The organism is Halomonas sp. M4R1S46 (assembly GCF_025725685.1).
Lineage (GTDB): Bacteria > Pseudomonadota > Gammaproteobacteria > Pseudomonadales > Halomonadaceae > Halomonas.
This window is the reverse complement of record NZ_CP107008.1, coordinates 1,285,790-1,309,564: the sequence shown is the minus strand read 5'-3', so window position 1 is coordinate 1,309,564 and position 23,775 is coordinate 1,285,790. Positions and strand designations below refer to the sequence as shown.

Here is a 23,775-nt window from a genome sequence, read left to right as displayed (position 1 = left end):
GAAGCGCCGCTCTTCAAACTCCAGGCGAAGCCTGGCGCAGCGCCTCCACCACCCGCTCCTGCTGCGCGGCCTCCAGGTAGGGATGCATAGGCAGGCTGAGGATGCGCTGGCATACCGCCTCACAGGCCGGCAGCCGAGACCGGGGGTCGGCCAGCGCCGGCTGTCGATACAGCGGAATCGGGTAGTGGATGGCGGTGGGAATGCCCGCCTCGTCCATGCGCGCCTGAACCCGGTCCCGCTCGGCTACCTGGATGCCGTACTGGGCATGGACACTGACGTTGCCGGGCGCGACCACCGGGCGTCCGACCGGCAGCTCGGCGAGCAGACGGTCGTAGCGTGCGGCCACTCGCCGGCGACGGCGTAGTTCCTCGTCGAACGCGTCGAGCTTCACCAGCAGGATCGCCGCCTGGAGGGTATCCAGGCGGCTGTTCATCCCCAGTCGCACATGGTGGTAGCGGCCCGCCTCGCCATGGCGGGCGATGCTGCGCAGGGTCTCGGCCAGGTCGGCATCGTCGGTGAACAGGGCCCCGCCGTCGCCGTAGGCGCCCAGCGGCTTGCTGGGAAAGAAGCTGGTGGCCGCGACCCGGCTCAGGCCGCAGGAGGAACGGCCATACCGGCTGGCCCCGAAGCTCTGGGCGGCGTCCTCGAGCACCGCCAGCCCGTGGCGCCGGGCGACGACCGCCAATGCCGCCATGTCGGCGCACTGGCCGAACAGCGAGACCGGCATGATGGCCCTGGTACGCGGGGTGATCGCCGCCTCCAGATAGGCCGGGTCGAGCAGATAGGTGTGCGGATCGATGTCCACGTAGACCGGCCGGGCGCCGACCAGGGCCACGCTCTCCGCCGTGGCGACGAAACTGAACCCGGGCACGATCACCTCGTCACCGGCGCCGACACCGAGCCCCCGCAGGGCGATCTGCAGGGCGTCGGTGCCGCTGGCGCAGGTGATGCAGTGGGCGACCCCGACCCGCCGGGCCAGGCGCCGCTCCAGTACCTCCACCTCCGGGCCGAGCACGTAGCGGCCATGGGCCAGGACCGCCCGGATGGCGGCCTCGAGCCGCAACCCGAGGCGCGCCTGCTGGGCCCCCAGATCGACGAACGGCATCATGATCCTACGCCCGGGTTGTTGCACGCCAGGGCCAGGAGCCGGGGATGTCCCTCACCCTTCCGGGGGGCCTCGGGGTGCGTCCCGCGGATGGCATGGACGGTCTGCAGGCAGTGACGCACGGCGTCGATGCCGAAGCCGCGCCCGGCCAGCACTTCCCGGTAGCTGACCGTATGCAGGTCCTCGAAGCCGCTGGAGAACTCGAAGGCCTCGCCGTCGCAGAGGATGGCGCGATGGGTGGATCGATACCCGCGCACCTCCTCCGGCAGGTCCTCGGCATCGATGGAGAGGAACCAGCGCACCCTGGCCTGCTCGTACTCCAGGTAGCCGGCGGCCTTGCGATCGTCGCTATAGTGCAGCACCAGGCGCTCCAGCTCGCCGAACACCAGATGCAGCATGTCGAAGAAGTGCACGCCGATATCGGCCACCACGCCGAACGACTTGCGCGGGTCGCCCTTCCAGCTCGCCAGGTACCAGGGCCCCCGGGAGGTGATGTAGGTGAGCTCCACCTCGTGCTTGGCGCCACTCGCCTCCGCGACCACCTTGTCGCGCAGCGCATGGATCGCGGGATGGTGGCGCAACTGCATGATGCTATAGACGCGTCGTCCGGTCTCCGTCTCTCCGCAGCGCAGCTCGTCGAGCTGGTCCGGGGTGGGCACCAGGGGCTTCTCGCAGATCACGTCGCACCCCAGCTGCAGGCCGGCCATCACATGGGCACCGTGGAGATGATTGGGGGAACAGACGACGACGTAGTCCAGGGCGCCCTCCCCCCGGCGCCTGAGACGCCAGGCATGCTCGAGGAAGGACTCGAATTCGGTGAAGAAGGCGCAGTCGGGGGACACCGAGTCGATGATGCCCACCGAGTCGTTGATGTCGTAGGCCGCCACCAGGGCGTTGCCGGTGGCCTTGATGGCCTGCATATGACGCGGCGCGATATAGCCGGCGGCGCCAATCAACGCAAAGTTCTTGCTCGCCACGTTATCGCCACTCCCTCCGCTGCCCATCTCCGCACGCTGCGGGAAGCACCGAGGTCAGGGTAGACGCTGGCCAGCGGCGGCTCAACGCGTCTCATCGCGGCGACACTAGCGATCTCCGCGGGCGATGGGGCGCCTGGGGTCGCGGATCCATTCGCTCCAGGAGCCGGCGTAGAGGCGCGGCAGTGGCCGGCCGGCGACGGCATAGGCGAGGATGTCGTGACAGGCGGTGACGCCGGAGCCGCAATAGGCGATGACCGTCTCGCCTTCGGGGAGCTCCGCGTCCAGCACCTCGGGGACCTTGAAGCGGCCGCTCTCGTCGAGGTTCTCGGCACTCGGCCGGCACACCGCCCCGGGGATGTGCCCCGCCACCGGGTCCACGGGCTCGGCCTCACCGCGGAAGCGCTCCCGGGTGCGGGCGTCCACCTTGAGGGCGCGACCGGAGAACACCTCGTCGGCGCCGACCCGGGCGTCGTCGCGATAGCGCGGGGTCCAGTCGCTGGGCTCGGGGGCGGACTCGCGGCCCAGCGGCAGCTCGCCGCCGGCGTCCTGCCAGGCCCGCAGGCCGCCATCGAGCGCGCGCACCTCGGGATGGCCCGCCCAGCAGGCCAGCATCCACCAGGCGCGGGCCGCGGCCAGCTGGCCACCCTGGTCGTCGTAGACCACCACCGGTCGCCCGGGGGTGATGCCCAGCCGCTGGATCACCGCGGTGAAGGCCGCCGGCGCGGGCAACGGATGGCGCCCGCCCGCGCCGGCGGGCGCGGCCAGGTCCCGGTCGAGATCCAGGTGCTGGCTGCCGGGCACATGGCCCTCGCGCCACAGCCGGTCGCCGGCCTCGGGGTCGCCCAGCCGCGCCCGGCAGTCCAGCACCAGCGGCGGGGTCTCCCCCTCGAGGGCCCGGGCCAGCTCGCCGGCCTCGATCAACACCCTGCTCATGCACGTTCTCCTTCCAGCAGTTCGATGGGCGCCCGGCGGGCGATCAACCGGCGTCGGCCGGCCTGGCGGAAGCGCACCTCGATCACGGGGTTGTCCGGATCCCCTTCCACCACGCTGATCTCGCCCTCGCCGAACACGGCATGGGTGAGGCGCTGGCCGACCCGGAAATCGCCGGCGGCCGGGGGCATCCCCGTCGGCACGGCGGCTGCCTCGATGGACAGCGAACGGCCCAGCGCCCCGACGTAGCGGCGTACCAGGCCCGGATGCGCGACCGCCAGCGGGGCCTCGCCCTCGCCTTCCCCTGCTAGGTGCTCGGCGACTCGCAGACCATCCTGCCAGGCGGTCTCGTCCAGGAAGCGACTGGGCCGGTGGTCGCCGCCGTCATGCAACATGACCAGCTGCTCCCGGGCCCGGGTGATGGCCACGTAGAACAGCCGACGCTCTTCCTCGAGGCGCGAGGGGGTCAAGGGGTTGTCCCGGGTGTAGTGGGGGAAGTCCTCCTCGTTGAGGCCCGCCAGCACCACCAGCGGCCACTCCAGGCCCTTGGCGCCGTGCACCGTGGTGATCAGCACCCCGTCATCGCGATTCTGCACCGGCCGGCGCAGCAACTCGATGAAGGCCGCCAGGTCCGACGCCTCGCCGGCCTGCTCGACCAGCACATCGAGCAGCCGCACGTCCTCCTCGCCCTTGTCGCGCCGCGCGGCGGCGCGCTTGAGCACCTTCTCCGCCTCCACGCTCTCGATCACGTGCTCGAGCAAGCGGGCCGGCGTCCAGCCGGCATGCCGGGGCAGCTCGCAGAGCAGCGCCCAGCGACGCTTCAGGGTCCGCCGCTGGTGGGGCCTGAGGCCGGTCAGGAGGGGGTCGTGACGCTCCGGCCAGCGCTGGGTCTCGGCCAGGCGGGTGGCCAGCGCCGTCAGGCGTTCCCGGGCGACGAAGGGAGTGGGCTGGGCGAGCAGGGTCAGCAGGTGGCCAGGATCCTGCAGCAGGCCGGCATCCTGCGTCAGCATCAAATAGCCGGCCAGGGCCTCCACCAGGGGCAGGCGAAACACGAAGCGATCCTCCCGGGACAGCCGGAAGGGCACTCCCTCGCGCAGCAGGGCCAGCTGCAGGGGCACCGACAGGGCCCAGCTGCGCACCAGCAGGCAGGCCTCGCCGAGCGCCCGGCTCCGGCGCTGCCAGCCGGCAAGCTCGGCGAGCAGCCCCTGGGTCCCCTGCCCCACCGCCAGTCGGGTGGCCGGGGTGCCGGGCGCGGCCAGGCAGAGCTGGTCGGGGCGGCGCCGGTTGGCGGCGATGGCGTGATTGGCGGCCAGCGCCAGGGCATGACCGTGGCGGAAGGTGGTGGACAGCGGGTAGTCCTGCGCCTCGCCGAAGGTGGCGGTGAAGTTCTCGAGCATGGTGTCGGGGTGCGCCCCGCGCCACTCGTAGATGCACTGGTTGGCGTCGCCCACCGCCATCACCGCCGCCTGGTGGCCGGCCAGCACGGCCAGCAGGCGCTGCTGGGCCTGGTTGATGTCCTGGTACTCGTCGATGATGACGTGATCCAGGAAGCCCTGGACCCGGCCGCACAGGGCCGGGTCAGCCTCCAGCGCCCGCAGGGGGCGGTACAGCAGATCCGAATAGGTCATCAGGCCCTGCTCGGCCAGCAGGGTCTCGGCGTGCTCGAAGGCGGCGACGAAGTGCTCGCTGTCCTCGCCGACGTCGAGCCGGGCATAGAGCTCGGCGGGACTCGCCATCTCCGCCTTCACCAAGCCGCAGAAGTGGGCCAGGGCCTCGAGCTTCTCGGCCTCCAGTGCCGCCTCGCCGGGCTCGGGCAGCTCCTGCAGGGCCTGCTGGGTGGCATGGCGCAGCAGCCGCTCCAGTTGCCAGTCGGCGGTGAGCAGCTGCCGGGGGGCGAGCGCGCCCCAGCGGGTCAGGCTCCGGGAGAGGCGATGCCCGAGGGAATGGAAGGTGCGCACGTCGGGCAGCGGCTGGCCGGCCGGCGCCATGGCCGCCAGCCGAGCCTGGAAGTCCTCCCGGGCCGAGCGGTTGAACATCAGCACCAGGATCCGCCCCGGCGCCACGCCCCGTTCGAGCAGGTGCAGGACCCGGGCCACCATGGTGGTGGTCTTGCCCGCCCCGGCCACGGCCGCCACCCGGGCGTGGCCGCCCGGATGGCCGACCACGGCCCGCTGCTCCGGCGTCAGCCTCATGGTGCCTCGTCGTCCAGCCGCCCCAGCGGCTGCCAGATGCCGCCGCTGGTCAGGCCGAGCGTCTCGCCGCGCCGTTCGGCGAGCTCCGCCAGGCGGTAGAAGACGTTGCGTCCCAGGCGTGCGGCGAGGCCGAAGCGGACCGGCACCTCGGGCACCGCCTCGCCCCGCGGCGTGGTCGTGACGACCAGGCGATGGGCGTCGTCGAGGCGCAGCCGGTCGCCGACATTGGTGGTGAGCCACCAGTCGCCGGCCGCATCCGGCTCGGCATCGACGATGACGAAGGGACGGTCCTCGACCCGGATGCGCTGCTTCTCCACGGGGGTCACCAGGTAGTAGTCACCATCGGTCTCGCGACGCAGGATGGTGGACAGCAGGCGTACCAGCCGCGGCCGGGAGATCACGCCGCCCTCGTGGATCCAGCGGCCGTCGGCGGCGATGGTGAGGTCCATCTCGCCGACCCGCTCCGGCGCCCAGCGCTCCAGCGGGGGAATCTCGCCCTCCGGCTCGATGCCGACCAGCAGGGTCTCCAGGTTCATGCTGCCCTCCTCGCTTGCAGCGCCGGCCGCTAGCCCACCAGGCCGGCCTGGGCCAGGGTCTCGCGAATCTCGGCCGGCGCCTCGGGGACGGCCGCCCGGAACAGGCGATAGAAGTTGGCGGTGGTCTGCATGGCCACCTCCTCGACGCTGATGCCCCGTTCGGCGGCGATGCACTCGGCCACCTCCACGACCCAGGCCGGCTCGTTGGGCTTGCCACGATGGGGCACCGGGGCCAGGTAGGGGCTGTCGGTCTCGATCAGCAGGCGGTCCAGCGGCAGGCGCCGGGCCAGCTCGCGGATCGCATGGGCGTTGCGGAAGGTGACGATGCCCGACAGCGAGATGTAGAAGCCGTTGGCGACCGCCTCCCGGGCCATGTCCAGGTCCTCGGTGAAGCAGTGCAGCACGCCCCCCACCCGGGGGTCCACGTGTTCGCGGATCAGCGCCAGGGTGTCTTCCCGGGCCTCCCGGGTGTGGATGATCACCGGCAGTTCGAGCTCGGTGGCCGCGACCAGGTGGCGACGGAAGCGCTCGTGCTGGACCTCGCGGGGCACGCCCTCGTAGTGGTAGTCGAGGCCGGTCTCGCCGATGGCCACCGCCTCGAAGCGCTCGGCGCAGTCCTTGATGGCGGCCACGCTGGGCTCCTCGGGCACCTGGTGGAGGGGGTGGACCCCGGCGGAGATCACCACGTCGTCATGCGCCCGGGCCAGGGCGGCGATCCCCGGCACCTCCTCCAGGGTGACGGCGATGGCCAGGAACTGGCGCACGTCGCGGGCCCGGGCGGCGTCCAGGGCCGCGGCGACATCGCCGTCGTGGCTGCGGGGATCGAGGCGGTCGAGATGGCAGTGGGAATCGATGAACATGCGGTAATTTCGGCTAGCTGTTAAATGGGTGCTTCAGCGAAGCTCGAAGCTCGAAGCTCGAAGCTCGAAGCTCGAAGCTCGAAGCTCGAAGCTCGAAGCTCGAAGCTCGAAGCTCGAAGCTCGTCAGAGCGTGTAGGTCGGGGCGCCCTTGTCCAGCTGGCCGGCCAGCAGGTTCTCGATATGGTCGCGCACCCCCTGGTCCTCGGCGCTGAAGTGGATGCCGATGCCCGGCACCCGGCGCCCGGAGACGCCCTCCGGGGAGACCCACACGACCCGACCGGTCACCGGCACCCGTTCGGTCTCGTCGGGCAGGGTCAGCAGCAGGAAGACCTCCTGGCCGAGCTCGTAGCGCTCCCGGGTGGGCACGAAGATGCCGCCTCGCTCCAACGCCGGCATGTAGGCCGAGAGCAGGGTCGGGATATCCTGGATGGTCAGGGACAGGGCTTTTTGTGCGGCCATCGAGCGAGCCTCCTCGGGCAGTCTATCGTCAAGAGCGCAGCAGCGCGGACCAGCGGACCAGCCAGGCCTCGAGCACCAGCTGAGGGTTGGGATTGCCGCCCTCGGCCAGCAGGCGCCGTTGTTCGCGAGCATAGTCCAGGAGGCGGAACCAGTCGCGGACCCGGCCATTCTTGACCGCCTGGCGATACAGCGGCAGCAGGTCGGGATTGCGCAACGCCGCGGTGGCCCCGGACAGGCCCAGGCGAATCAGGTCCTCGAGCCAGGCGATACCGTACCACAGGATGGCGTCGATGGACTGGCGATCCAGGCGGGCGGCCTCGGCCACCGGCTCGGCGCCCCGCACCAGGGCGTCGAAGGTCTCGTGCAGCTGCTGGCGCAGCCCCCGGGCGTCCGGCTCGGCGAGCTCCAGGGCGCGCAGCGGCAGGCCGCCGGCGGCCTGCCACCAGAAACGGGCCTCCTCCTCGCCGCCGAGGCGCTCGGCGAGCCAGGCCAGGCAGTCGGCCTCGGCCGGGGGGGCCAGGCTCCAGTGCTGGCAGCGGGAGCGGATGGTCGGCAGCAGGTGCGAGGGAATGTCCGAGAGCAGCAGGAAGAGGGTCCGCCCGCCGGGCTCCTCCAGGCTCTTGAGCAGGGCGTTGGAGGCGGCCACGTTCATGGCCTCCGCGGGGCTGATGACGATCACCCGATAGCCGCCCTGCTGGGCGGTCTGGGCGACGAAGCCGTTGACCTCGCGGATCGGGGCGATGCGGATCTGGCGCTTGCCCTCCTCCGGCGCGACGCGCAGCAGGTCGGGGTGGTAGCCGGCGGCCAGCATCTGGCAGGCATGGCAGCGTCCACAGGCAAACTCGCCGGGAGCGGCACACAGGGTGCGGGCGATCAACGCCTCGGCCAGGGAGGGCTTGCCGACCCCATGGGGGCCGGAGAACAGCAGGGCATGGGGCAGACGGCCGCTGTCGGCGAGGCGCACGAGCTCGCGCCAGCGCGACGCCAGCCAGGGCAGCGGACGCACGGGAGCGACGTCGCTCATCGCCAGGCCTCCAGGCGGCGGTCGAGGACCGCGCCCAGGTCGGCCTGGACCGCCGCCAGGGACCGGTCGGCATCGACCACCACCATGCGTTCCGGGGCGGCGGCGGCCCGCGCCAGGTAGGCCTGGCGGACCGCCTCGAAGAACGCGGCCCGTTCGCGCTCGAAGCGGTCCCGCTCGCCGCCGTCGCGGTCGAGCCGGCCCTCCAGGCGACGCTGGGCGGCGTCCATGGGCATGTCCAGCAGCAGGGTCAGGTCCGGCTGCAGGCCCTGCTGGACGAAGGCCTCGAGCTCGGCGATGCGCTCGGCCGCGATGCCGCGACCGCCCCCCTGGTAGGCGAAGGTGGCGTCGGTGAAGCGGTCGCAGACCACCCAGGCGCCGCGCGCCAGGGCCGGGCGCACCAGCCGGGCCAGGTGCTGGGCGCGCGCGGCGAAGACCAGCAGCAGCTCGGCGTCGTCGTCCAGGGGCTCGTCCGTGGCCGGGTCCAGCAACAGGCCGCGGATGGCCTCGGCGCGGGGCGTGCCGCCGGGCTCCCGGGTGCGCACCACCTCGAGGCCCCGGGCCTCGAGGTGCTCGGCGACCCAGGCCAGGTTGGTGGACTTGCCCACCCCCTCGCCGCCTTCCAGGGTGATGAAACGTCCGCGACTCGACATAGGGCCTTCCCGGTTGGGGTGAATGGATCAGCGGTTGCGGATATACCGGTTGACGGCATTGTTGTGCTCGCGCAGCGACCGCGAGAAGTGATGGGAACCGTCGCCCCGGGCCACGAAATAGAGCGCCTCGCCCTCGGCCGGCGACACCGCCGCCTCCAGGGCGGCCCGCCCCGGCAGGGCGATGGGCGTGGGCGGCAGCCCATCGATCACGTAGGTGTTGTAGGGCGTGGCCGCGCGCAGGTCGGCCCGGGTGATGTTGCCGTCGTAGTCGTCCCCCATGCCGTAGATCACGGTGGGGTCGGTCTGCAGCCGCATGCCCCGCTCGAGGCGCCGCACGAAGACCCCGGCGATGCGCCGGCGCTCCTCGGGCACCCCGGTCTCGCGCTCCACCAGGGACGCCAGGATCAACGCCTCGTAGGGAGTCTCGACGGGCAACCCCTCGTCGCGACCGGCCCAGGCCTCCTCGAGCACGGCGTCCATGCGCGTCATCGCCTGGCGCAGGATCTCGAGGTCGCTGACGCCCTTGTGGTAGCGGTAGGTATCCGGGAAGAAGCGCCCCTCGGGATGCTTGCCCTCGCGACCCAGCATCGCCATCAGCTCGGCGTCGCTGCGCCCGCGGGTGCGGTGCTCGAGCTTCTCCGCCTCGTCGAGTGCCGCGCGCATCTGGGCGAAGGTCCAGCCCTCGGGGACGGTCAGCGGGTAGGTGACCACCTCGTGGCGGTCCAGCAGCCCGAGCATCTCCCGGCCGGTCATCTCCGGGGTCAGGCGATACTCGCCCGGGCGCAGGTCGGGCACCGCCTCGGGCTCGAGCCGCGTCAACAGGCGATAGGCCCAGGCGTCGGCGATGACGCCCTGTTCGGCGAGCTCGGCGACCACCCGGTGGAAGCCCGCCCCGGCCGGCACCTCGTAGAGGGTCGGCGAGGCGATATCCAGCGGTGCCTCGAGCCGGGCCTGCCAGTAGCGGTACCCCCCGCCCAGGGCCAGGGCCAGCAGGATCACCAGCAGCGGCAGGAGCTTGATCACACGGGGCATGCGTTGTCCTCGTTCACTCGGTTGAATCGCCCGGACGGCGCGGGTAGCCCAGCAGCCCGTGGGCCTCGGCCTGGAGGGCCCGGTGGCGGACGCCCGGCGACCAGCGGGCCAGCGGGCGCCCCTCGGCATCGTCGAGGCGGATCAGCGGCCAGACGCCCTGTACGGAGTTGCCCAGGCACACGGCCTCGCTGCTCGCCAGCACCTCGGGGAAGGCGTCCACCTCGCGGAGGTCCAGGCGGGCCAGCAGTGCCTCGCGCAGGGTGCCGGCCACGCCACAGCGGTGCAGGCGGGGGGTCTCCCAGCGCCCCTCGCGCCACCAGAACAGGTTCATGCAGGTGGCCTCCACCAGCCGCCCCTCGGCGTCGCTGAGCAGGCCCTCGGCGATCTCGGGATCGGACCACTCGGCCCGGGCCAGCACGTTCTCCAGCCGGTTGAGGTGCTTGAGGCCGGCGAGGCGCGGCTGGATCGCCAGGGCGAGATGGCAGTGGCGGACCCGCACGCCTCCCCAGCGCGACGGCGAGGGCGAAAACGGCGCGGCCTGCCAGCGCAGGCGAGGCGTCGGGACGTCGGGGGGCAGATAGCCGCGCCCGCCACTGCCGCGGGTCAGCACCAGCTTGAGCACCCGCAGGCCCTCGCCGACGCGGGCCGGGAGGGCGTCGAGGGTCGCCCGGGCCGGCAACGCGATGCCCAGCGCCTCGCCGCCCCGGGCCAGCCGCGCCAGGTGCTGCTCCCACAGCAGCGGCACGCCATCGCGCACCAGCACGGTCTCGAAGAGGCCGTCGCCATAGGCCAGCCCCCGGTCGTCGAGGGGGACGCCCTCGCCGGGAACGGGCTGTACCGGCATCCCGCTCACACCCTGGAGAAGACCAGGGTGCCGTTGGTGCCACCGAAGCCGAAGGAGTTCGACAGGCTGACGTCGATCTGCATCTCCCGGGCGGCATGGGGTACGTAGTCCAGCACGCAGCCTTCCTGGGGGTTGTCGAGATTGATGGTCGGCGGCGCCACCTGGTCGCGGATGGCCAGCACGCTGAAGACCGCCTCGACGGCCCCGGCGGCCCCGAGCAGGTGGCCGATCATCGACTTGGTGGAACTCACCGCCACGTCCCGGGCCGCATCGCCCAGGACCCGCTCGACCGCCCGGCTCTCGGCCAGGTCACCGGCCGGCGTGGAGGTGCCATGGGCATTGATGTAGTCCACGGCCGCCGGATCGAGGCCGGCATCGCGGATGGCATTGCTCATGGACATGGCGGCACCCCGGCCATCTTCCGGCGGCGCGGTCATGTGATAGGCGTCGTCGCTCATGCCGAAGCCGGTGAGCTCGGCGTAGATGGTCGCGCCCCGGGCCTGGGCATGCTCGAGTTCCTCGAGCACCATGACGCCGGCACCGTCGGAGAGCACGAAGCCGTCGCGGTCTCGATCCCAGGGGCGGCTGGCCGCCGCGGGATCGTCGTTGCGCGTGGACAGCGCCCGCGCCGCGGAGAAGCCGCCCAGCCCCAGCGGCGTGGTGGCCATCTCGGCGCCACCGCAGACCATCACGTCGGCGTCACCGTAGGCGATGGTGCGGGCACTGTAGCCGATGTTGTGGGTACCCGTGGTGCAGGCCGTGGTGATGGCGATGTTGGGCCCGCAAAAGCCGTGCTGGATGGCCAGGTTGCCCGAGATCATGTTGATGATCGAGCCCGGCACGAAGAACGGCGAGATGCGCCGCGCGCCGCCCCTCTGCAGGGCGCTGTGGTTGTGCTCGATCATCGGCAGGCCGCCGATGCCGGAGCCGATGGCCACGCCGATGCGGTGGGCGTTGTCCTCGGTGCACTCGATGCCGGCATCGCTGATCGCCTGGGCACCGGCGGCCACCCCGTACTGGATGAACAGGTCCATCTTCCTGGCATCCTTGGGGTTCAGGTAGGGGCTGATGTCGAAATCCTTCACCGAGCCACCGAAACGGGTATTGAAGCCACTGGCATCGAAGTGCTCGATGGGGGCGATACCGCTCTTGCCGGCCAGAATGTTGCTCCAGCTCTCATCGACGGTGTTCCCCACTGGCGTGACCAGGCCCAGCCCGGTCACTACAACCCTTCTACGAGCCATCAGCTTTCCTCCAGACATCCGTAGTGACACGACCCTCGACGGGCCTTCGTTGCGCGCATTATACCCGAGTCCACCCTCGCTGTGACCGACGAAGGACAGCCCCATAGCACGAGAGCCGCCCTGCGCGGCAGGACGGCTCTCACCGGGGCTCGCTGCCCCGGATACACCTCAGCAAGCGGTGTCGAGCACCCTTACTGGTGGGTGTTGACGTAATCGATGGCTTCCTGAACGGTGGTGATCTTCTCGGCTTCCTCGTCGGGGATTTCGGTGTCGAATTCCTCTTCGAGCGCCATCACCAGCTCGACGGTATCCAGGGAATCGGCGCCGAGGTCTTCGGTGAATGAAGAAGAGTTCTGGATGTCTTCTTCCTTGACGTTCAGGCGCTCGGCCACAACCTTCTTCACGCGCTCTTCGATGGTGCTCATTATGACGTACTCCAGTCGTTCACGTTAGCCGTTCTGATCCAGCCGTTTCAAATCCGCGAGCCATAAGCTGCGGGGTAGTTTATAGACCGCTCTGGGTCGACGCAACCGCCGCATGACGCGGCATTACCGCATGTTCATGCCGCCATTGACGTGCAATGTTTCGCCGGTGATGTAGCCGGCCGCCTCGCTCGTCAGGAAGCCCACCGCGGCGGCGATCTCCTCGGGCTGGCCGAGACGCGACAGCGGGATCTGGCCGAGCAGGGCCTGGCGCTGCTCCTCCGGCAGGGACTCGGTCATGTCGGTGGCGATGAACCCCGGGGCCACGGCATTGACGGTGATGGCGCGGGATGCCACCTCGCGGGCCAGGGCCCGGCTGAAGCCTTCCATACCGGCCTTGGCCGCCGCATAATTGGCCTGGCCCAGGTTGCCCATGGTCGCCACCACCGAGCTGATCGACACGATACGGCCGAAACGGGCCCGGGTCATGCCGCGCAGGCAGGCCTTGCTGACCCGGTAGACCGATTTCAGGTTGGCATCCATGACCGCGTCCCACTCGTCTTCCTTCATGCGCATGAGCAGGTTGTCGCGGGTGATGCCGGCGTTGTTGACCAGGATGGTCGGCGCGCCGAACTCCTCGCCGACGGCCTTGACCAGGGCATCCACGCTGGCCTGGTCGGTGACGTCCAGGCGGCGCCCCGCCCCCTCGAAGCCCTGGGCCTTGAGGTCGGCATCGATACGCTCGGCCCCGGCATCGCTGGTGGCGGTGCCGATCACGATGCGTCCCTGGCGACCCAGTTCATGGGCGATGGCGCGGCCGATGCCGCGACTGGCCCCGGTGATCAGGGCGACTCTACGCTCGGTTGTCATGCTCTCTTCCGTTCCGTTCTCGTCCAGGAGATGGGTCAGCCGTTGGCCGACGGTGACAGGCCGGCCGCTTCATGGGCCAGCTCCAGAGCCGCCAAGAGGCTGTCGGGATCGTTGACCGACAGCCCCCGGCTGCCCCGGGCGATACGCTTGTTGAGCCCGGTGAGCACCTTGCCCGGCCCGCACTCGATGAACACCTCGGCGCCCTGGGCGGACATTGCCTCGATGCACGAGGTCCAGCGCACCGGCTGGTAGAGCTGCTCGATCAGGCGCGTGCGCAGCGTCTCGACGTCGGCATGGGCCTCGGCGTCGACATTCTGGACCACGGTATAGCGCGGCGGCCGCAGCTCGATGCGGTCCATGGCCTCGGCCAGACGCTCGGCGGCCGGCCGCATCAGGTCGCAATGCGACGGCACCGACACCGGCAGGGGCATGGCGCGCTTGGCCCCGGCCGCCTGGCAGGCGGCGATGGCGCGCTCCACGGCGGCCTTGCTGCCGGCGATGACCACCTGCCCGGGGGCATTGTAGTTGACCGCCGCCACCACGTCGCCTTCGGCGGCCTGGGCACAGGCCTGCTCCACGGCGGCGTCGTCGAGGCCGAGGATGGCGGCCATGGCGCCCTCGCCCATGGGCACGGCCGCCTGCATCGCCTCGCCACGCAGCTTGACCAGCCGCACCCCGTCGGCGAAGGGCAAGGCACCGGCGCAGACCATGGCGCTGTATTCGCCCAGGCTGTGCCCGGCCATGGCCCCGGGGCGCGGCCCCTCGAGCTCCTGCCAGACGCGCCAGATCGCCACGCTGGCCGTCAGCAGCGCCGGCTGGGTACAGGCCGTGGCATTGAGCGCCTCGGCGGGGCCTTCCTGGACCACCTGCCAGAGGTCATAGCCCAGCGCATCGGCGGCCTCCTCGAAGGTCGCGCCCACCACGCTGTAGCGTTCCGCCAGCTCGCGCAGCATGCCGATCTGCTGGGAGCCCTGCCCGGGGAAGATGAGGGCAAGGGGTTGTGTCATGTCGATCACCTTTGCTCTTGTTGGCTTGCATCGTCCCCGGCCGCGTCCGTGACGCTCGGGGCAATGATCCTGGATCCGCTGTCGACTCGACCGTCGACGACGGCCGAGTCGACGGCGGACCGCCGGTGGTCGAGCTCCATGGCGAGCCGGCCCGGCAGGCCATGGCGAACCTCCTGCACCGCCCGCGCCACCGCGAAGTGGAACCCCGCGGCATCGGCGCTGCCGTGACTCTTGACGACGATGCCCGCCAGCCCCAGCAGGCTGGCGCCGTTATAGCGCACCGGGTCCAGCTCCCGGCGCAGGCGAGCCAGGGCAGGCCTGGCCAGCAGGCCGACCAGCCGGCTGGACCAGTGGGCCTCGAAGGTCGCCTGCACCCGGCGCACCAGCATCCGCGCCAGGCCCTCGCTGGCCTTGAGCACGGCATTGCCGACGAAGCCGTCGCAGACCACGACATCGACCTCGCCGGAGAAGATGCCGTCGCCCTCGATGAAGCCGAGATAGTTCAGCCCCTCGAGCCGCCGCAAGGCCTCGTCCGCGCGCTGCACGCTGGCGGTCCCCTTGGTGCCCTCCACCCCGATGTTGAGCAGGGCGACGCGCGGATGCGCGAGACCGTCGACATGGCGCGCCATGACTTCGCCCATCAGGGCGAAGTCGACCAGGCGGGCCGCCTCGACATCGACGTTGGCGCCGAGGTCGAGCAGGTAGCAGCGCCCCTCCTCGCGGGTCGGGATGGCCGTGCTGATCGCCGGACGCGGCACGCCGCCGACCGTCCCCAGCGCCCGCCGGGCCAGGGCCATGAGGGCACCGGTGTTGCCGGCACTGACACCGGCCTCTGCCCCGCCCGCGGCGAGGCAGTCGAGCATGGCGGCCATGCTGGTGTCGCGGCCGTGGCGCAGGACCTGGGCGGGACGCTGGTCCTCGCGCACCACGGCCGGCGCGTCCTCGACCCACAGATGCGACGACGCCGCGGCCAGTGGCCGCGGCAGCCGGGAGATCTCCTCGTCCAACTGACGGGCAGGGCCGAACAGCCGGATCTCGAGATCGGGGTCGGCCATGACGGCACTGGCGGCGCCTACCACGGTGGCGCGGGGACCCAGATCCCCGCCCATGGCATCCACGGCTATCCGCATGTCAGCGGCCAGGCGTCACGGCAAAGGGGTCGTCGTCGCCTCAGGCGTCGACGACCTTGCGACCGCGATAGAAGCCGTCCGGGGAGACATGGTGACGCAGGTGAGTGGTACCGGTCTCCTTGTCCTGGGACAGCGCCTGGCCGGTCAGGGCGTCGTGGCTGCGACGCATGCCGCGCTTGGAACGGGTCTTGCGGTTCTGTTGAACTGCCATGAGATATCACTCCAGGTGAATCGATGAGTATCAGGTTTTGCCCTTGAGGTGCTTGAGCACATCGAAGGGACTCTTGGAGGGCGCGCCCGACGCGTCGGAGCCCGCCCCGCTGCTCAGCTGGTCGCGCGAGACCGCGCAATCGGCCTCGTCGTGGTAAACCACCTGGGGCAGGCTGAGGATGAGCTCATCCTCGACCACTCCCAGCAGGTTCAGCTGTTCGTTCTCCACCAGCACCGGCTCGTGGGTGCTCGGCAGGTCGGCCGCCAAGGCGTCGCTGGTGACCATGCCCAGCAGGAAGTCGCTGGCGACGTCCTGGGCCATGGGCGACAGGCAGCGGCGACAGGGCAGCTGCAGCTCGGCCTCGAGATGACCGCTGATCACTCGACGCCCCTGGGCATCGATGGTGAAGTCCAGCCACACCCGGGCGTCACCCTGCTGCGCCCCGACTTCCTCGGCAAGCCGCGGCAGGTCGGCCAGCGCAATCAGGCCTTCGAGATGTTCGGCATGCGCGGCGAGCTTGTAAGGCTCGACCCTGCCTGGGAGTCGTGAGGTCAACATAGGCGCGCAATGATAGGCACTCCCCCTGCCCCTGTCAAAGCCACCGTGATTCGCGGTTACAATGCCCGCGGGGCGCAGGGTTGCGCCCTCGCCACAGCGGCGTTCGACCACCTTTGGAGGACCTCCCATGCCACGCCTGGTGCTCGCCTCGGGCTCCCGCTTCCGCCGCCAACTGCTCGACCGGCTGGAGATTCCCTACGCCTGGGACAGTCCCGCCATCGACGAGGCGCCCCGCCCCGGGGAATCCCCCCGGGCGCTGGTGCACCGCCTGTCCCTGGCCAAGGCCGAACGGCTGGCCGCCGACTGGCCGGACCACCTGATCATCGGCTCCGACCAGGTCGCGGTCTTCGACGGCGAGGCGCTGGGCAAGCCTGCCGACGAGGCCGCCGCCCGCGCCCAGCTGGCCCGCTTCTCGGGGCGCCGGGTCAGCTTTTTGACCGGACTGGCGCTGATCGACACGCGCCACGCCAGCCACCGGGTCTGCCACGAGCGCTACGACGTGATCTTCCGACCGCTGAGCGAGGCCGAGATTGCCCGCTACGTGGCCCGGGAGCGCCCCCTGGACGCCGCCGGCAGCTTCCATATGGAAGGGCTCGGCATCAGCCTGTTCGAGCGCCTCGAGGGCGACGACCCCAACACCCTGATCGGCCTGCCGCTGATCCGGCTGTGCCAGCTGCTGCGCGAGGCCGGGCTGGACCCGCTCGGACCACGCTGAGCTGCGGGCCGCGGGCCAACCATCAACTGCCCGACGCTCGTGGCCCGTGGCCCGTGGCCCGTGGCCCGTGGCTAATAGAGCTGATAGCGCAGCGGCGAGTCGGCCCGCGGCACGCCGACCCATTCGGCGACGACGCGCCCGAAGCGCCGTGTCAGCCGCTCGAAGGGATCGAGCCGCGGTGTGTAGTCCTTGACCCGCGGCGTCTCGAGGCGCGCCCGGGCGATACCGTCGAGGCTGTCGAGGTCATCCACCAGCCCCAGCGCACGGGCCTGTTCACCGGTCCAGATCAGGCCACTGAACAGCCGCTCGTCATCGACCAGCCGCTGGCCCCGGCCGGCCTTGACGTCCTCGATGAACTGGCGATGGGTGGTAGCCAGCACCTCCTGCCAGAACGCCCGCTGATCGGCCGAGATGTCCGAGAAGGGGTCGAGGAAGGCCTTGTTGTCGCCGGCCGTGAAGACCCGTCGCTCCACGCCGAGCCGGTCGATGGCCTCCTCGAGGCCGAAACCGGCGTGGATCACCCCGATGGAACCGACCAGGCTGGCCGGGGCGGCGACGATCTCGTCCGCCGCCGCGGCGATATAGTAGGCACCACTGGCACCGATATCCTCGATCACCGCGATGATCGGCTTGTCGCCCTGCTCGCGCAGGCGCATCAGCTCGTCATGGATGCGCTGGGACTGGACCGGACTGCCGCCGGGACTGTCGATATGCAGCACCACCGCCTCGGCCCCGGGCGCCTTCCAGGCCCGCTCGACCCCGTCGAGGATCCGCTCGGCGTTGGCCGGGGATTCGCGGTCGATGACGCCCTCCACGCGCACCACCCCCAGGTGCGGCCCCTCCGCCGCCACCGGCCCCGGCACCAGGAAGAGCCCATAGAGGGTGGTGGCCAGCGAGGCCAGGATCAGCAGGATGAAGAAGAAGCGGAAGAACAGCTTCCAGCGCCGCGAGCGCCGCTGCTCGGTGAGCACCCCGTCGATCCAGCGGTCGAGCATCGCCTGCTGGGCGAGGCGCCGGCGCTCGCGCAGCGTCTCGGCATCCTCCGCCGCCCCGTCCGGCGCCGGCTGACCGCCCCTTGCCTGGCGCGCCTGCTCGGCGGTGAGCTCGGGGCCCCGGGTCCACTTGTCGTCGTGTCGATCGTCGGCCATGAAATGCTTGCCTCCCTGCCGCCGCTCAGGCGTGCAGCCAGTCGATGAGTTCGGGAAAGGCCTCGGCGGTGAACACCGGTCGGCTCGCCGCCAGGCGCTTCGGGACATGCACGCCGTAGGTCACGGCCACGCGATCCATCCCCAGGGCCCGGGCCATCTCCAGGTCGTATTCGGTGTCGCCGATCATCACCGCCTCCTCCACCGCCACGCCGAGCTCCTCCAGCAGCTCCTGCAGCATCTGGGGGTGGGGCTTGGAGCGGGTCTCGTCGGCGGTGCGGCTGGCATGGAACCAGTGGCCACAACTGCGTTCATGAAAGACTCGGTCGAGCCCCCGCCGGCTCTTGCCGGTGGCCACCGCCAGGCGGGTCGTATCATGGGCACGCAGCCGATCCAGACCTTCGGCGACCCCGGGATAGAAGGGCATCGGGGTGACGTCCCCCTCGACGAAGTGGTAGGCGTAGCGGCCTCGCAGCGCCTCGGCACGCTCGGGGTCGATACCCGGGCAGAGCCGCGCGATGGCCTCGGGCAGGCCCAGGCCGATGATATCTCGCACCTCGTCCTCGCCGAACTCCCCCCAGCCGATGTCGCGCCCCGCGGCCTGCATGCAGGCGACGATGCGGGCCACGGAATCCATCAGGGTGCCGTCCCAGTCGAAGATCATCAAACGATAGCGCATGGGCATCCCCTCAGCGGTCCTGGCGGGCACGGCCGAGCACCGCGTCGAGTTCCTCGCCCAAGGGGGCGCGGATTTTCACGGGCCTGCCGCTGGTCGGCTCGGGAAAGGTCAGCGCGGCGGCATGCAGGAAGAGCCGCGACAGCCGCAGCCGGGCGGCGAGACGCCCGCCCTCCCGGGTGCCGTACTTGTCGTCGCCGAGCAGCGGATGGCCGGCATGGGCGGCATGCACGCGGATCTGGTGGGTACGGCCGGTGATCGGCTCCGCCTCGACCAGGGTCGCGCCGGCGAAGGCCTCGCGCACCGCGAAGCGGGTCCGGGCCACCTTGCCGGCCGGATCCACCCGCACCCGCCGCTCGCCGTTGCCGGCGTCGAAGCGATCCAGCCGCGCGCTGACGAAGTCGCGCCGCGCCGGCCAGCGTCCGGCCACCAGCGCCAGGTACTGCTTGGTCATCTCGTGACGCTTGAGGGCATTGTTCAGGGTCAGCAGGGCGGAACGCGACTTCGCCAGCAGCAGGCAGCCCGAGGTATCACGATCGAGACGATGCACCAGCTCGAGGAAGTCCAGATCCTCGCGAACCTGGCGCAGGGCCTCGATCAGGCCGATCTTGACCCCGCTGCCGCCGTGCACGGCGAGCCCCGAGGGCTTGTTGATCACCAGCCAGTCGCGGCCTTCCAGCAGCACGCTGCCGGCCAGCAGGTTGCGCAGGTTGTCGCTGACCTCGCGCACCGCCTCCCGGGGAGCCAGCCGCAGCGGCGGGATACGCACCACATCCCCCAGCGCCAGCCGGGTGTCGGCCTTGACGCGTTTCTTGTTCACGCGCACCTCGCCCTTGCGCACGATGCGGTAGATCAGCGCCCGGGGCGCTCCCTTCATGCGCGTCATCAGGAAGTTGTCGACCCGCTGACCCACCTGGCCCTCGGTCACTTCCACCCACTGTACTTCGCGGCCCTCGGCCATGCCGACACTCCACTGGCAACCTGCGGAAAAGCCGCATTCTATCGCAGTGCGCGCCATCCTGCCGCCCAATTGCCGGTCACCCCCTTTACTGTTATATTGCCAACTCGCTCCAGTGGGTCGACTCTGGCCCGTTAGAGCGCCTGCACGACAGACACGCAGGCCGGAGCGAAAAGATCAGGCCGCGACGACACTCGCCGATTCGAGGTCCCGCCGCCGACAAGCAAGCGATACAACGCCACGCCCGCCCCGCCCCGATGAACGGGCGGCGATCACGGGATACGTACAACATCGTGCCGGAGGCCGGCGTTGGCGAATCGATGAATGCCAGGTGTTGGCGGTGACCGCAGGGCCGGATGGGCGAAGACCCGCCGAGACATGTCCTGCCTCCGCCCCGTACTCAACATGATCATGCCGTGCCGGGCGGCCTCCACCGGAGCCCCGACACGGCCGGGCGCAGTTCCGCATCCGCGACATGCGCTGAGCACAAGCACGCAGCACCCAGCGGTTCGCCTTCGCCGACGCACGGAAGCCTCTCGGGCTTGACCGATCGCCGTGAGAGGCCTGGATTTCGAGACAAGTTTGGCGATCCCGGAGACGAATAGCACGCTATTGAACAGCCGGAATCGCACGACATTGGCCGGAAACCGGGCCTCGCCACCGGTCGGCATCAGGTGAGAGAGGCTCCCTGGGCGCCCACCGGCGCGTCCATTTTGCGAGACGACATGAAACGGATGCTCATCAACGCGACCCAGCCCGAAGAGCTGCGCGTCGCCCTGGTCGATGGACAACGCCTCTACGACCTGGACATCGAATCCGGTGCCCGGGAGCAGAAGAAAGCCAACATCTATCGCGGCAAGATCACCCGCGTGGAACCCTCCCTCGAAGCCGCCTTCGTCGACTTCGGCGCCGACCGCCACGGCTTCCTCCCCCTCAAGGAAATCTCCCGCGAGTACTTCGTCAAGGAGCCCTCGGGCCGCCCCAGCATCAAGGAAGTGCTCAAGGAAGGCCAGGAAGTCATCGTCCAGGTCGACAAGGAGGAGCGTGGCAACAAGGGCGCGGCCCTGACCACCTTCATCAGCCTGGCCGGCCGTTTCCTGGTGCTGATGCCGAACAACGCCCGCGCCGGCGGCATCTCCCGGCGCATCGAGGGCGAGGAACGCAGCCAGCTCAAGGAAGCCATGAGCCAGCTGACCGTGCCCGACAAGATGGGCCTGATCGTGCGCACCGCCGGCATCGGCCGCTCCACCGAGGAACTGCAGTGGGACCTCGACTACCTGGTGCAGGTCTGGGAGTCGATCACCGAGGAGGCCGGCAAGCACCCCGCTCCCTTCCTGATCTACCGGGAATCCAACGTCATCATCCGCGCCATGCGCGACTACCTGCGCCAGGACATCGGCGAGGTACTGATCGACAGCGAGCAGGTGCATCAGGAGGCCCTGGCCTTCATCCGCCAGGTGATGCCCTCCTACCAGCAGAAGATCAAGCGCTACGCCGATGAGGTGCCGCTGTTTTCGCGCTTCCAGATCGAATCCCAGATCGAGACCGCCTACGAGCGCGAGGTCAAGCTGCCGTCCGGCGGGTCCATCGTCATCGACCACACCGAGGCGCTGGTCTCCATCGACATCAACTCGGCCCGGGCCACCCGCGGCAGCGATATCGAGGAGACCGCGCTGCAGACCAACAGCGAGGCCGCCGACGAGATCGCCCGCCAACTGCGCCTGCGCGATATCGGCGGCCTGGTGGTCATCGACTTCATCGACATGAGCCCGGCGCGCAACCAGCGCGAGGTCGAGAACCGCATGCGCGATGCCCTCAAGCTCGATCGCGCCCGGGTGCAGATCGGCCGCATCTCGCGCTTCGGCCTGATGGAGATGTCCCGCCAGCGTCTGCGCCCCTCCCTGGGCGAGACCAGCGGCGTGGTCTGCCCGCGCTGCGACGGCCAGGGCACCATCCGCGACGTGCGCTCCCTCTCACTGTCGGTCATGCGCCTCCTCGAGGAGGAGGCCATGAAGGAGCGCAGCGCCCAGATCCGCGCCATCCTGCCGGTGCCGGTGGCCACCTACCTGCTCAACGAGAAGCGCAGCGTGCTGGCCGAGATCGAGCGCCGTCAGGGCGTGCGGGTGGTGCTGTTGCCCAACCCGGACATGGACACCCCCCACTACGACGTGCAGCGCCTGCGTGACGACCATGTCGACGAGGAAGGCACGGCCAGCCTGTCCAGCTTCGAGCTGCCCACCGAGACCGAGATCGGCAAGGAGCCCGAGGCGGCCTTCGGCAAGCCGGTCAAGCGGGACGAGGCGGCGGTCAAGACCGTGGTCCACCACGAGCCGGCGCCCGCCTCGCTGCAGCAGGAGGCCCCCGCCAAGGTGGCCGACGAGACACCCGCCGCGGCCGTGAAACCGGCCCCGGCGGCGCCCCCCGCCCCGGCCACCCGGGAAGGCGTGCTGGGTCGCCTGGTGAAGGGCTTCACCCGCCTGCTCGGCGGCGAGGAAGCCAGCGGACCGTCGGCGGCCCAGCCGACCACGCCGCGCCAGAGCGAGGAGCGCACGGCTCGCGATTCCCGCCCGTCCGGCGCTGCCCGGGAGCGTGACGACAAGGCCTCCGGCGGCAACGGCCGCCAGCGGCAGCGTCGTGGCCAGCGCGGCGAGGGTGGCCGCGACGACAGCCGGGCACCCAAGGGGCGTCAGGCCACCGAGGACCGGCCGGACCAGGCGGAGAGCCAGGGCCGCGGCAACCGCGGTGGCCGCGGCCGTCGCCAGGATGACGGCCGCAAGCCCCAGGAGGCTCGCAAGGGTCAGGATGGTCGCGGCAAGTCCCAGGATACCCGCAAGCCCCAGGACACCGCCGGGGAGCGCGGCAAGGCCGACACCGCGGCCACCTCGACGTCCCAGAAGACCGAGGCACCGGTAGAGGCCTCCGCCGCGGATGCCAAGCCCAAGCGCACGCGTAACAACCCGCGTCAGCGCAGCCGCCAGCATGCGCTGAACCCCCAGGCCGAGGCCGAGCAACAGCGCCTGCAGGCCGAGGCTGCCCAGGCCGCGACCGGCGAGGCCGAGGCCCAGGCCGAAGCTCAGGCCAAGTCACAGCCCCAGGCGGACGCCAAGGCCGAGCCCAAGGCAGAGGCCCAGCCGGAAGCTCAGGCCAAGGCGCAGCCCCAGGCGGACGTCAAGGCCGAGCCCGAGGCAGGGGCCCAGCCGGAGGCTCAGGCCAAGCCGCAGCCCCAGGCGGACGCCAAGGCCGAGCCCAAGGCAGGGGCCCAGCCGGAGGCTCAGGCCAAGCCGCAGCCCCGGACGGACGCCAAGGCCGAGAAGCCCAAGGCAGGGGCCCAGCCGGAGACTCAGGCCAAGGCGCAGCCCCAGGCGGACGCCAAGGCCGAGCCCAAGGCAGGGGCCCAGCCGGAGGCTCAGGCCAAGCCGCAGCCCCGGACGGACGCCGAAGGCGAGACCAAGCCCAAGGCAGAAGCCCAGCCGGAGGCTCAGGCCAAGCCGCAGCCCAGGACGGACGCCAAGGCCGAGAAGCCCAAGGCAGAGGCCCAGCCGGAGACTCAGGCCAAGCCGCAGCCCCGGACGGAAGCCGAAGGCGAGACCAAGCCCAAGGCAGAAGCCCAGCCGGAGGCTCAGGCCAAGCCGCAGCCCCAGGCGGACGCCGAAGGCGAGACCAAGCCCAAGGCAGAGGCCCAACCGGAGGCTCAGGCCAAGCCGCAGCCCCAGGCGGACGCCAAAGGCGAGACCAAGCCCAAGGCAGAGGCCCAGCCGGAGGCTCAGGCCAAGCCGCAGCCCCGGACGGACGCCAAAGGCGAGACCAAGCCCAAGGCAGAAGCCCAGCCGGAGGCTCAGGCCAAGCCGCAGCCCCAGGCGGACGCCAAGGCCGAGAAGCCCGAGCCCAAGACAGAGGCCAAGGCGCAGCCCCGGACGGACGCCAAAGGCGAGCCCAAGGCAGAGGCCCAACCGGAAGCCCAGACCGAGTCAAAGGCCAGGCAAGAGCCCAAGCCGGAAGCCAAGCCCGAGCCCAAGGCAGAAGCCAAGGCCGAGAAACCCGAGCCCCAGGCCGAGTCCCAGCCGAAACCTCAGGCCGAGGCCAAGAGCGAGGAAACGCCGACCACGCGTCGCCGCCGTCGCCGCGCCCATAACGACCCGCGGGAGATCCGCCGGCGCGAGCAGGAGGCGAAACGCCAGGAGGGCAACAAGGGCTGAGCGCGGCCCTGTCCGACGATGAAAACGCCCGTGG

At 70.7% G+C, this 23,775-nt stretch carries 23 protein-coding genes; 2 read left to right on the top strand and 21 right to left on the bottom strand.

The window, feature by feature from the left end; all coding sequences use genetic code 11:
• Window positions 1-13 precede the first annotated feature (13 nt).
• From OCT48_RS06225 to OCT48_RS06140, 18 genes are all read right to left on the bottom strand, one after another.
• Window positions 14-1,108 carry a DegT/DnrJ/EryC1/StrS family aminotransferase gene (locus OCT48_RS06225; RefSeq protein WP_263591838.1) on the bottom strand — a complete coding sequence of 365 codons (1,095 nt, stop codon included), beginning with the start codon at window positions 1,106-1,108 and terminating at the stop codon, window positions 14-16.
• Window positions 1,105-2,082, bottom strand: coding sequence for a Gfo/Idh/MocA family oxidoreductase (locus OCT48_RS06220; protein ID WP_412031028.1), 978 nt, complete (start codon window positions 2,080-2,082; stop codon window positions 1,105-1,107). The genes OCT48_RS06225 and OCT48_RS06220 overlap by 4 nt, the downstream gene beginning before the upstream one ends.
• Before the next feature lie 105 nt (window positions 2,083-2,187).
• Window positions 2,188-3,015: a sulfurtransferase gene (locus OCT48_RS06215; RefSeq protein ID WP_263591836.1), complete on the bottom strand. Its 828-nt coding sequence runs from the start codon at window positions 3,013-3,015 to the stop codon at window positions 2,188-2,190.
• On the bottom strand, window positions 3,012-5,204 hold the full coding sequence (locus tag OCT48_RS06210) for an ATP-dependent helicase (RefSeq protein WP_263591835.1): 2,193 nt from the start codon (window positions 5,202-5,204) through the stop codon (window positions 3,012-3,014). The genes OCT48_RS06215 and OCT48_RS06210 overlap by 4 nt, the downstream gene beginning before the upstream one ends.
• Window positions 5,201-5,740, bottom strand: coding sequence for a DUF1285 domain-containing protein (locus OCT48_RS06205; protein ID WP_263591834.1), 540 nt, complete (start codon window positions 5,738-5,740; stop codon window positions 5,201-5,203). The genes OCT48_RS06210 and OCT48_RS06205 overlap by 4 nt, the downstream gene beginning before the upstream one ends.
• Before the next feature lie 29 nt (window positions 5,741-5,769).
• Window positions 5,770-6,600, bottom strand: a complete 831-nt coding sequence (locus OCT48_RS06200) for a TatD family hydrolase (protein ID WP_263591833.1) — start codon at window positions 6,598-6,600, stop codon at window positions 5,770-5,772.
• A 123-nt stretch (window positions 6,601-6,723) separates the two neighbouring features.
• Complete coding sequence (locus OCT48_RS06195; protein WP_183384098.1) at window positions 6,724-7,059, bottom strand: PilZ domain-containing protein; 336 nt, start codon at window positions 7,057-7,059, stop codon at window positions 6,724-6,726.
• Window positions 7,060-7,087: 28 nt separating this feature from the next.
• A complete protein-coding gene (locus OCT48_RS06190) occupies window positions 7,088-8,083 on the bottom strand; it encodes a DNA polymerase III subunit delta' (RefSeq protein ID WP_263591832.1) in 996 nt (331 codons plus the stop codon).
• Window positions 8,080-8,733 carry a dTMP kinase gene (tmk, locus tag OCT48_RS06185; protein ID WP_263591831.1) on the bottom strand — a complete coding sequence of 218 codons (654 nt, stop codon included), beginning with the start codon at window positions 8,731-8,733 and terminating at the stop codon, window positions 8,080-8,082. Before tmk ends, OCT48_RS06190 begins: the two co-directional genes overlap by 4 nt.
• 27 nt (window positions 8,734-8,760) lie before the next feature.
• Window positions 8,761-9,765: an endolytic transglycosylase MltG gene (gene mltG / locus OCT48_RS06180; protein WP_263591830.1), complete on the bottom strand. Its 1,005-nt coding sequence runs from the start codon at window positions 9,763-9,765 to the stop codon at window positions 8,761-8,763.
• 13 nt (window positions 9,766-9,778) lie between these two features.
• Window positions 9,779-10,609 carry an aminodeoxychorismate lyase gene (gene pabC / locus OCT48_RS06175; protein WP_263591829.1) on the bottom strand — a complete coding sequence of 277 codons (831 nt, stop codon included), beginning with the start codon at window positions 10,607-10,609 and terminating at the stop codon, window positions 9,779-9,781.
• Between the two features lie 5 nt (window positions 10,610-10,614).
• Window positions 10,615-11,853 carry a beta-ketoacyl-ACP synthase II gene (fabF, locus tag OCT48_RS06170; RefSeq protein ID WP_263591828.1) on the bottom strand — a complete coding sequence of 413 codons (1,239 nt, stop codon included), beginning with the start codon at window positions 11,851-11,853 and terminating at the stop codon, window positions 10,615-10,617.
• Between the two features lie 191 nt (window positions 11,854-12,044).
• Window positions 12,045-12,278 carry an acyl carrier protein gene (gene acpP, locus OCT48_RS06165; protein ID WP_083005609.1) on the bottom strand — a complete coding sequence of 78 codons (234 nt, stop codon included), beginning with the start codon at window positions 12,276-12,278 and terminating at the stop codon, window positions 12,045-12,047.
• 123 nt (window positions 12,279-12,401) lie between these two features.
• A complete protein-coding gene (gene fabG, locus OCT48_RS06160) occupies window positions 12,402-13,145 on the bottom strand; it encodes a 3-oxoacyl-ACP reductase FabG (protein WP_263591827.1) in 744 nt (247 codons plus the stop codon).
• 35 nt (window positions 13,146-13,180) lie between these two features.
• Window positions 13,181-14,152, bottom strand: a complete 972-nt coding sequence (fabD, locus tag OCT48_RS06155) for an ACP S-malonyltransferase (protein ID WP_263591826.1) — start codon at window positions 14,150-14,152, stop codon at window positions 13,181-13,183.
• Between the two features lie 5 nt (window positions 14,153-14,157).
• On the bottom strand, window positions 14,158-15,282 hold the full coding sequence (plsX, locus tag OCT48_RS06150; RefSeq protein WP_263591825.1) for a phosphate acyltransferase PlsX: 1,125 nt from the start codon (window positions 15,280-15,282) through the stop codon (window positions 14,158-14,160).
• A 40-nt stretch (window positions 15,283-15,322) separates the two neighbouring features.
• A complete protein-coding gene (gene rpmF, locus OCT48_RS06145; protein ID WP_097788703.1) occupies window positions 15,323-15,493 on the bottom strand; it encodes a 50S ribosomal protein L32 in 171 nt (56 codons plus the stop codon).
• Window positions 15,494-15,523: 30 nt separating this feature from the next.
• Window positions 15,524-16,051: a YceD family protein gene (locus OCT48_RS06140; protein ID WP_263591824.1), complete on the bottom strand. Its 528-nt coding sequence runs from the start codon at window positions 16,049-16,051 to the stop codon at window positions 15,524-15,526.
• Between the two features lie 127 nt (window positions 16,052-16,178).
• On the opposite strand from OCT48_RS06140, the gene OCT48_RS06135 reads away from it, so the two are divergent.
• Entirely contained in the window at window positions 16,179-16,766 is a 588-nt protein-coding gene (locus tag OCT48_RS06135; RefSeq protein ID WP_263591823.1) for a Maf family protein, read from the top strand.
• Between the two features lie 71 nt (window positions 16,767-16,837).
• Here the strand turns inward: OCT48_RS06135 and sppA are convergent, their stop codons facing one another.
• From sppA to OCT48_RS06120, 3 genes are read right to left on the bottom strand one after another with little or no spacing between them, the layout of a single operon-like run.
• A complete protein-coding gene (gene sppA, locus OCT48_RS06130; RefSeq protein WP_263591822.1) occupies window positions 16,838-17,914 on the bottom strand; it encodes a signal peptide peptidase SppA in 1,077 nt (358 codons plus the stop codon).
• Between the two features lie 25 nt (window positions 17,915-17,939).
• Window positions 17,940-18,590, bottom strand: a complete 651-nt coding sequence (locus tag OCT48_RS06125; RefSeq protein ID WP_263591821.1) for an HAD family hydrolase — start codon at window positions 18,588-18,590, stop codon at window positions 17,940-17,942.
• A gap of 10 nt (window positions 18,591-18,600) precedes the next feature.
• On the bottom strand, window positions 18,601-19,548 hold the full coding sequence (locus OCT48_RS06120; RefSeq protein WP_263591820.1) for an RluA family pseudouridine synthase: 948 nt from the start codon (window positions 19,546-19,548) through the stop codon (window positions 18,601-18,603).
• 722 nt (window positions 19,549-20,270) lie between these two features.
• On the opposite strand from OCT48_RS06120, the gene rne reads away from it, so the two are divergent.
• A complete protein-coding gene (gene rne, locus OCT48_RS06115; protein ID WP_263591819.1) occupies window positions 20,271-23,741 on the top strand; it encodes a ribonuclease E in 3,471 nt (1,156 codons plus the stop codon).
• The last annotated feature ends 34 nt before the right edge of the window (window positions 23,742-23,775 follow it).

Coding starts and splice junctions, on each gene's coding strand:
- OCT48_RS06225 (WP_263591838.1), bottom strand. CDS start 1,108: ATGATGCCGTTCGTCGATCTGGGGGCCCAGCAGGCGCGCCTCGGGTTG.
- OCT48_RS06215 (WP_263591836.1), bottom strand. CDS start 3,015: ATGAGCAGGGTGTTGATCGAGGCCGGCGAGCTGGCCCGGGCCCTCGAG.
- OCT48_RS06210 (WP_263591835.1), bottom strand. CDS start 5,204: ATGAGGCTGACGCCGGAGCAGCGGGCCGTGGTCGGCCATCCGGGCGGC.
- OCT48_RS06205 (WP_263591834.1), bottom strand. CDS start 5,740: ATGAACCTGGAGACCCTGCTGGTCGGCATCGAGCCGGAGGGCGAGATT.
- OCT48_RS06200 (WP_263591833.1), bottom strand. CDS start 6,600: ATGTTCATCGATTCCCACTGCCATCTCGACCGCCTCGATCCCCGCAGC.
- OCT48_RS06195 (WP_183384098.1), bottom strand. CDS start 7,059: ATGGCCGCACAAAAAGCCCTGTCCCTGACCATCCAGGATATCCCGACC.
- OCT48_RS06190 (WP_263591832.1), bottom strand. CDS start 8,083: ATGAGCGACGTCGCTCCCGTGCGTCCGCTGCCCTGGCTGGCGTCGCGC.
- tmk (WP_263591831.1), bottom strand. CDS start 8,733: ATGTCGAGTCGCGGACGTTTCATCACCCTGGAAGGCGGCGAGGGGGTG.
- mltG (WP_263591830.1), bottom strand. CDS start 9,765: ATGCCCCGTGTGATCAAGCTCCTGCCGCTGCTGGTGATCCTGCTGGCC.
- pabC (WP_263591829.1), bottom strand. CDS start 10,609: ATGCCGGTACAGCCCGTTCCCGGCGAGGGCGTCCCCCTCGACGACCGG.
- fabF (WP_263591828.1), bottom strand. CDS start 11,853: ATGGCTCGTAGAAGGGTTGTAGTGACCGGGCTGGGCCTGGTCACGCCA.
- acpP (WP_083005609.1), bottom strand. CDS start 12,278: ATGAGCACCATCGAAGAGCGCGTGAAGAAGGTTGTGGCCGAGCGCCTG.
- fabG (WP_263591827.1), bottom strand. CDS start 13,145: ATGACAACCGAGCGTAGAGTCGCCCTGATCACCGGGGCCAGTCGCGGC.
- fabD (WP_263591826.1), bottom strand. CDS start 14,152: ATGACACAACCCCTTGCCCTCATCTTCCCCGGGCAGGGCTCCCAGCAG.
- plsX (WP_263591825.1), bottom strand. CDS start 15,282: ATGCGGATAGCCGTGGATGCCATGGGCGGGGATCTGGGTCCCCGCGCC.
- rpmF (WP_097788703.1), bottom strand. CDS start 15,493: ATGGCAGTTCAACAGAACCGCAAGACCCGTTCCAAGCGCGGCATGCGT.
- OCT48_RS06140 (WP_263591824.1), bottom strand. CDS start 16,051: ATGTTGACCTCACGACTCCCAGGCAGGGTCGAGCCTTACAAGCTCGCC.
- OCT48_RS06135 (WP_263591823.1), top strand. CDS start 16,179: ATGCCACGCCTGGTGCTCGCCTCGGGCTCCCGCTTCCGCCGCCAACTG.
- sppA (WP_263591822.1), bottom strand. CDS start 17,914: ATGGCCGACGATCGACACGACGACAAGTGGACCCGGGGCCCCGAGCTC.
- OCT48_RS06125 (WP_263591821.1), bottom strand. CDS start 18,590: ATGCGCTATCGTTTGATGATCTTCGACTGGGACGGCACCCTGATGGAT.
- OCT48_RS06120 (WP_263591820.1), bottom strand. CDS start 19,548: ATGGCCGAGGGCCGCGAAGTACAGTGGGTGGAAGTGACCGAGGGCCAG.
- rne (WP_263591819.1), top strand. CDS start 20,271: ATGAAACGGATGCTCATCAACGCGACCCAGCCCGAAGAGCTGCGCGTC.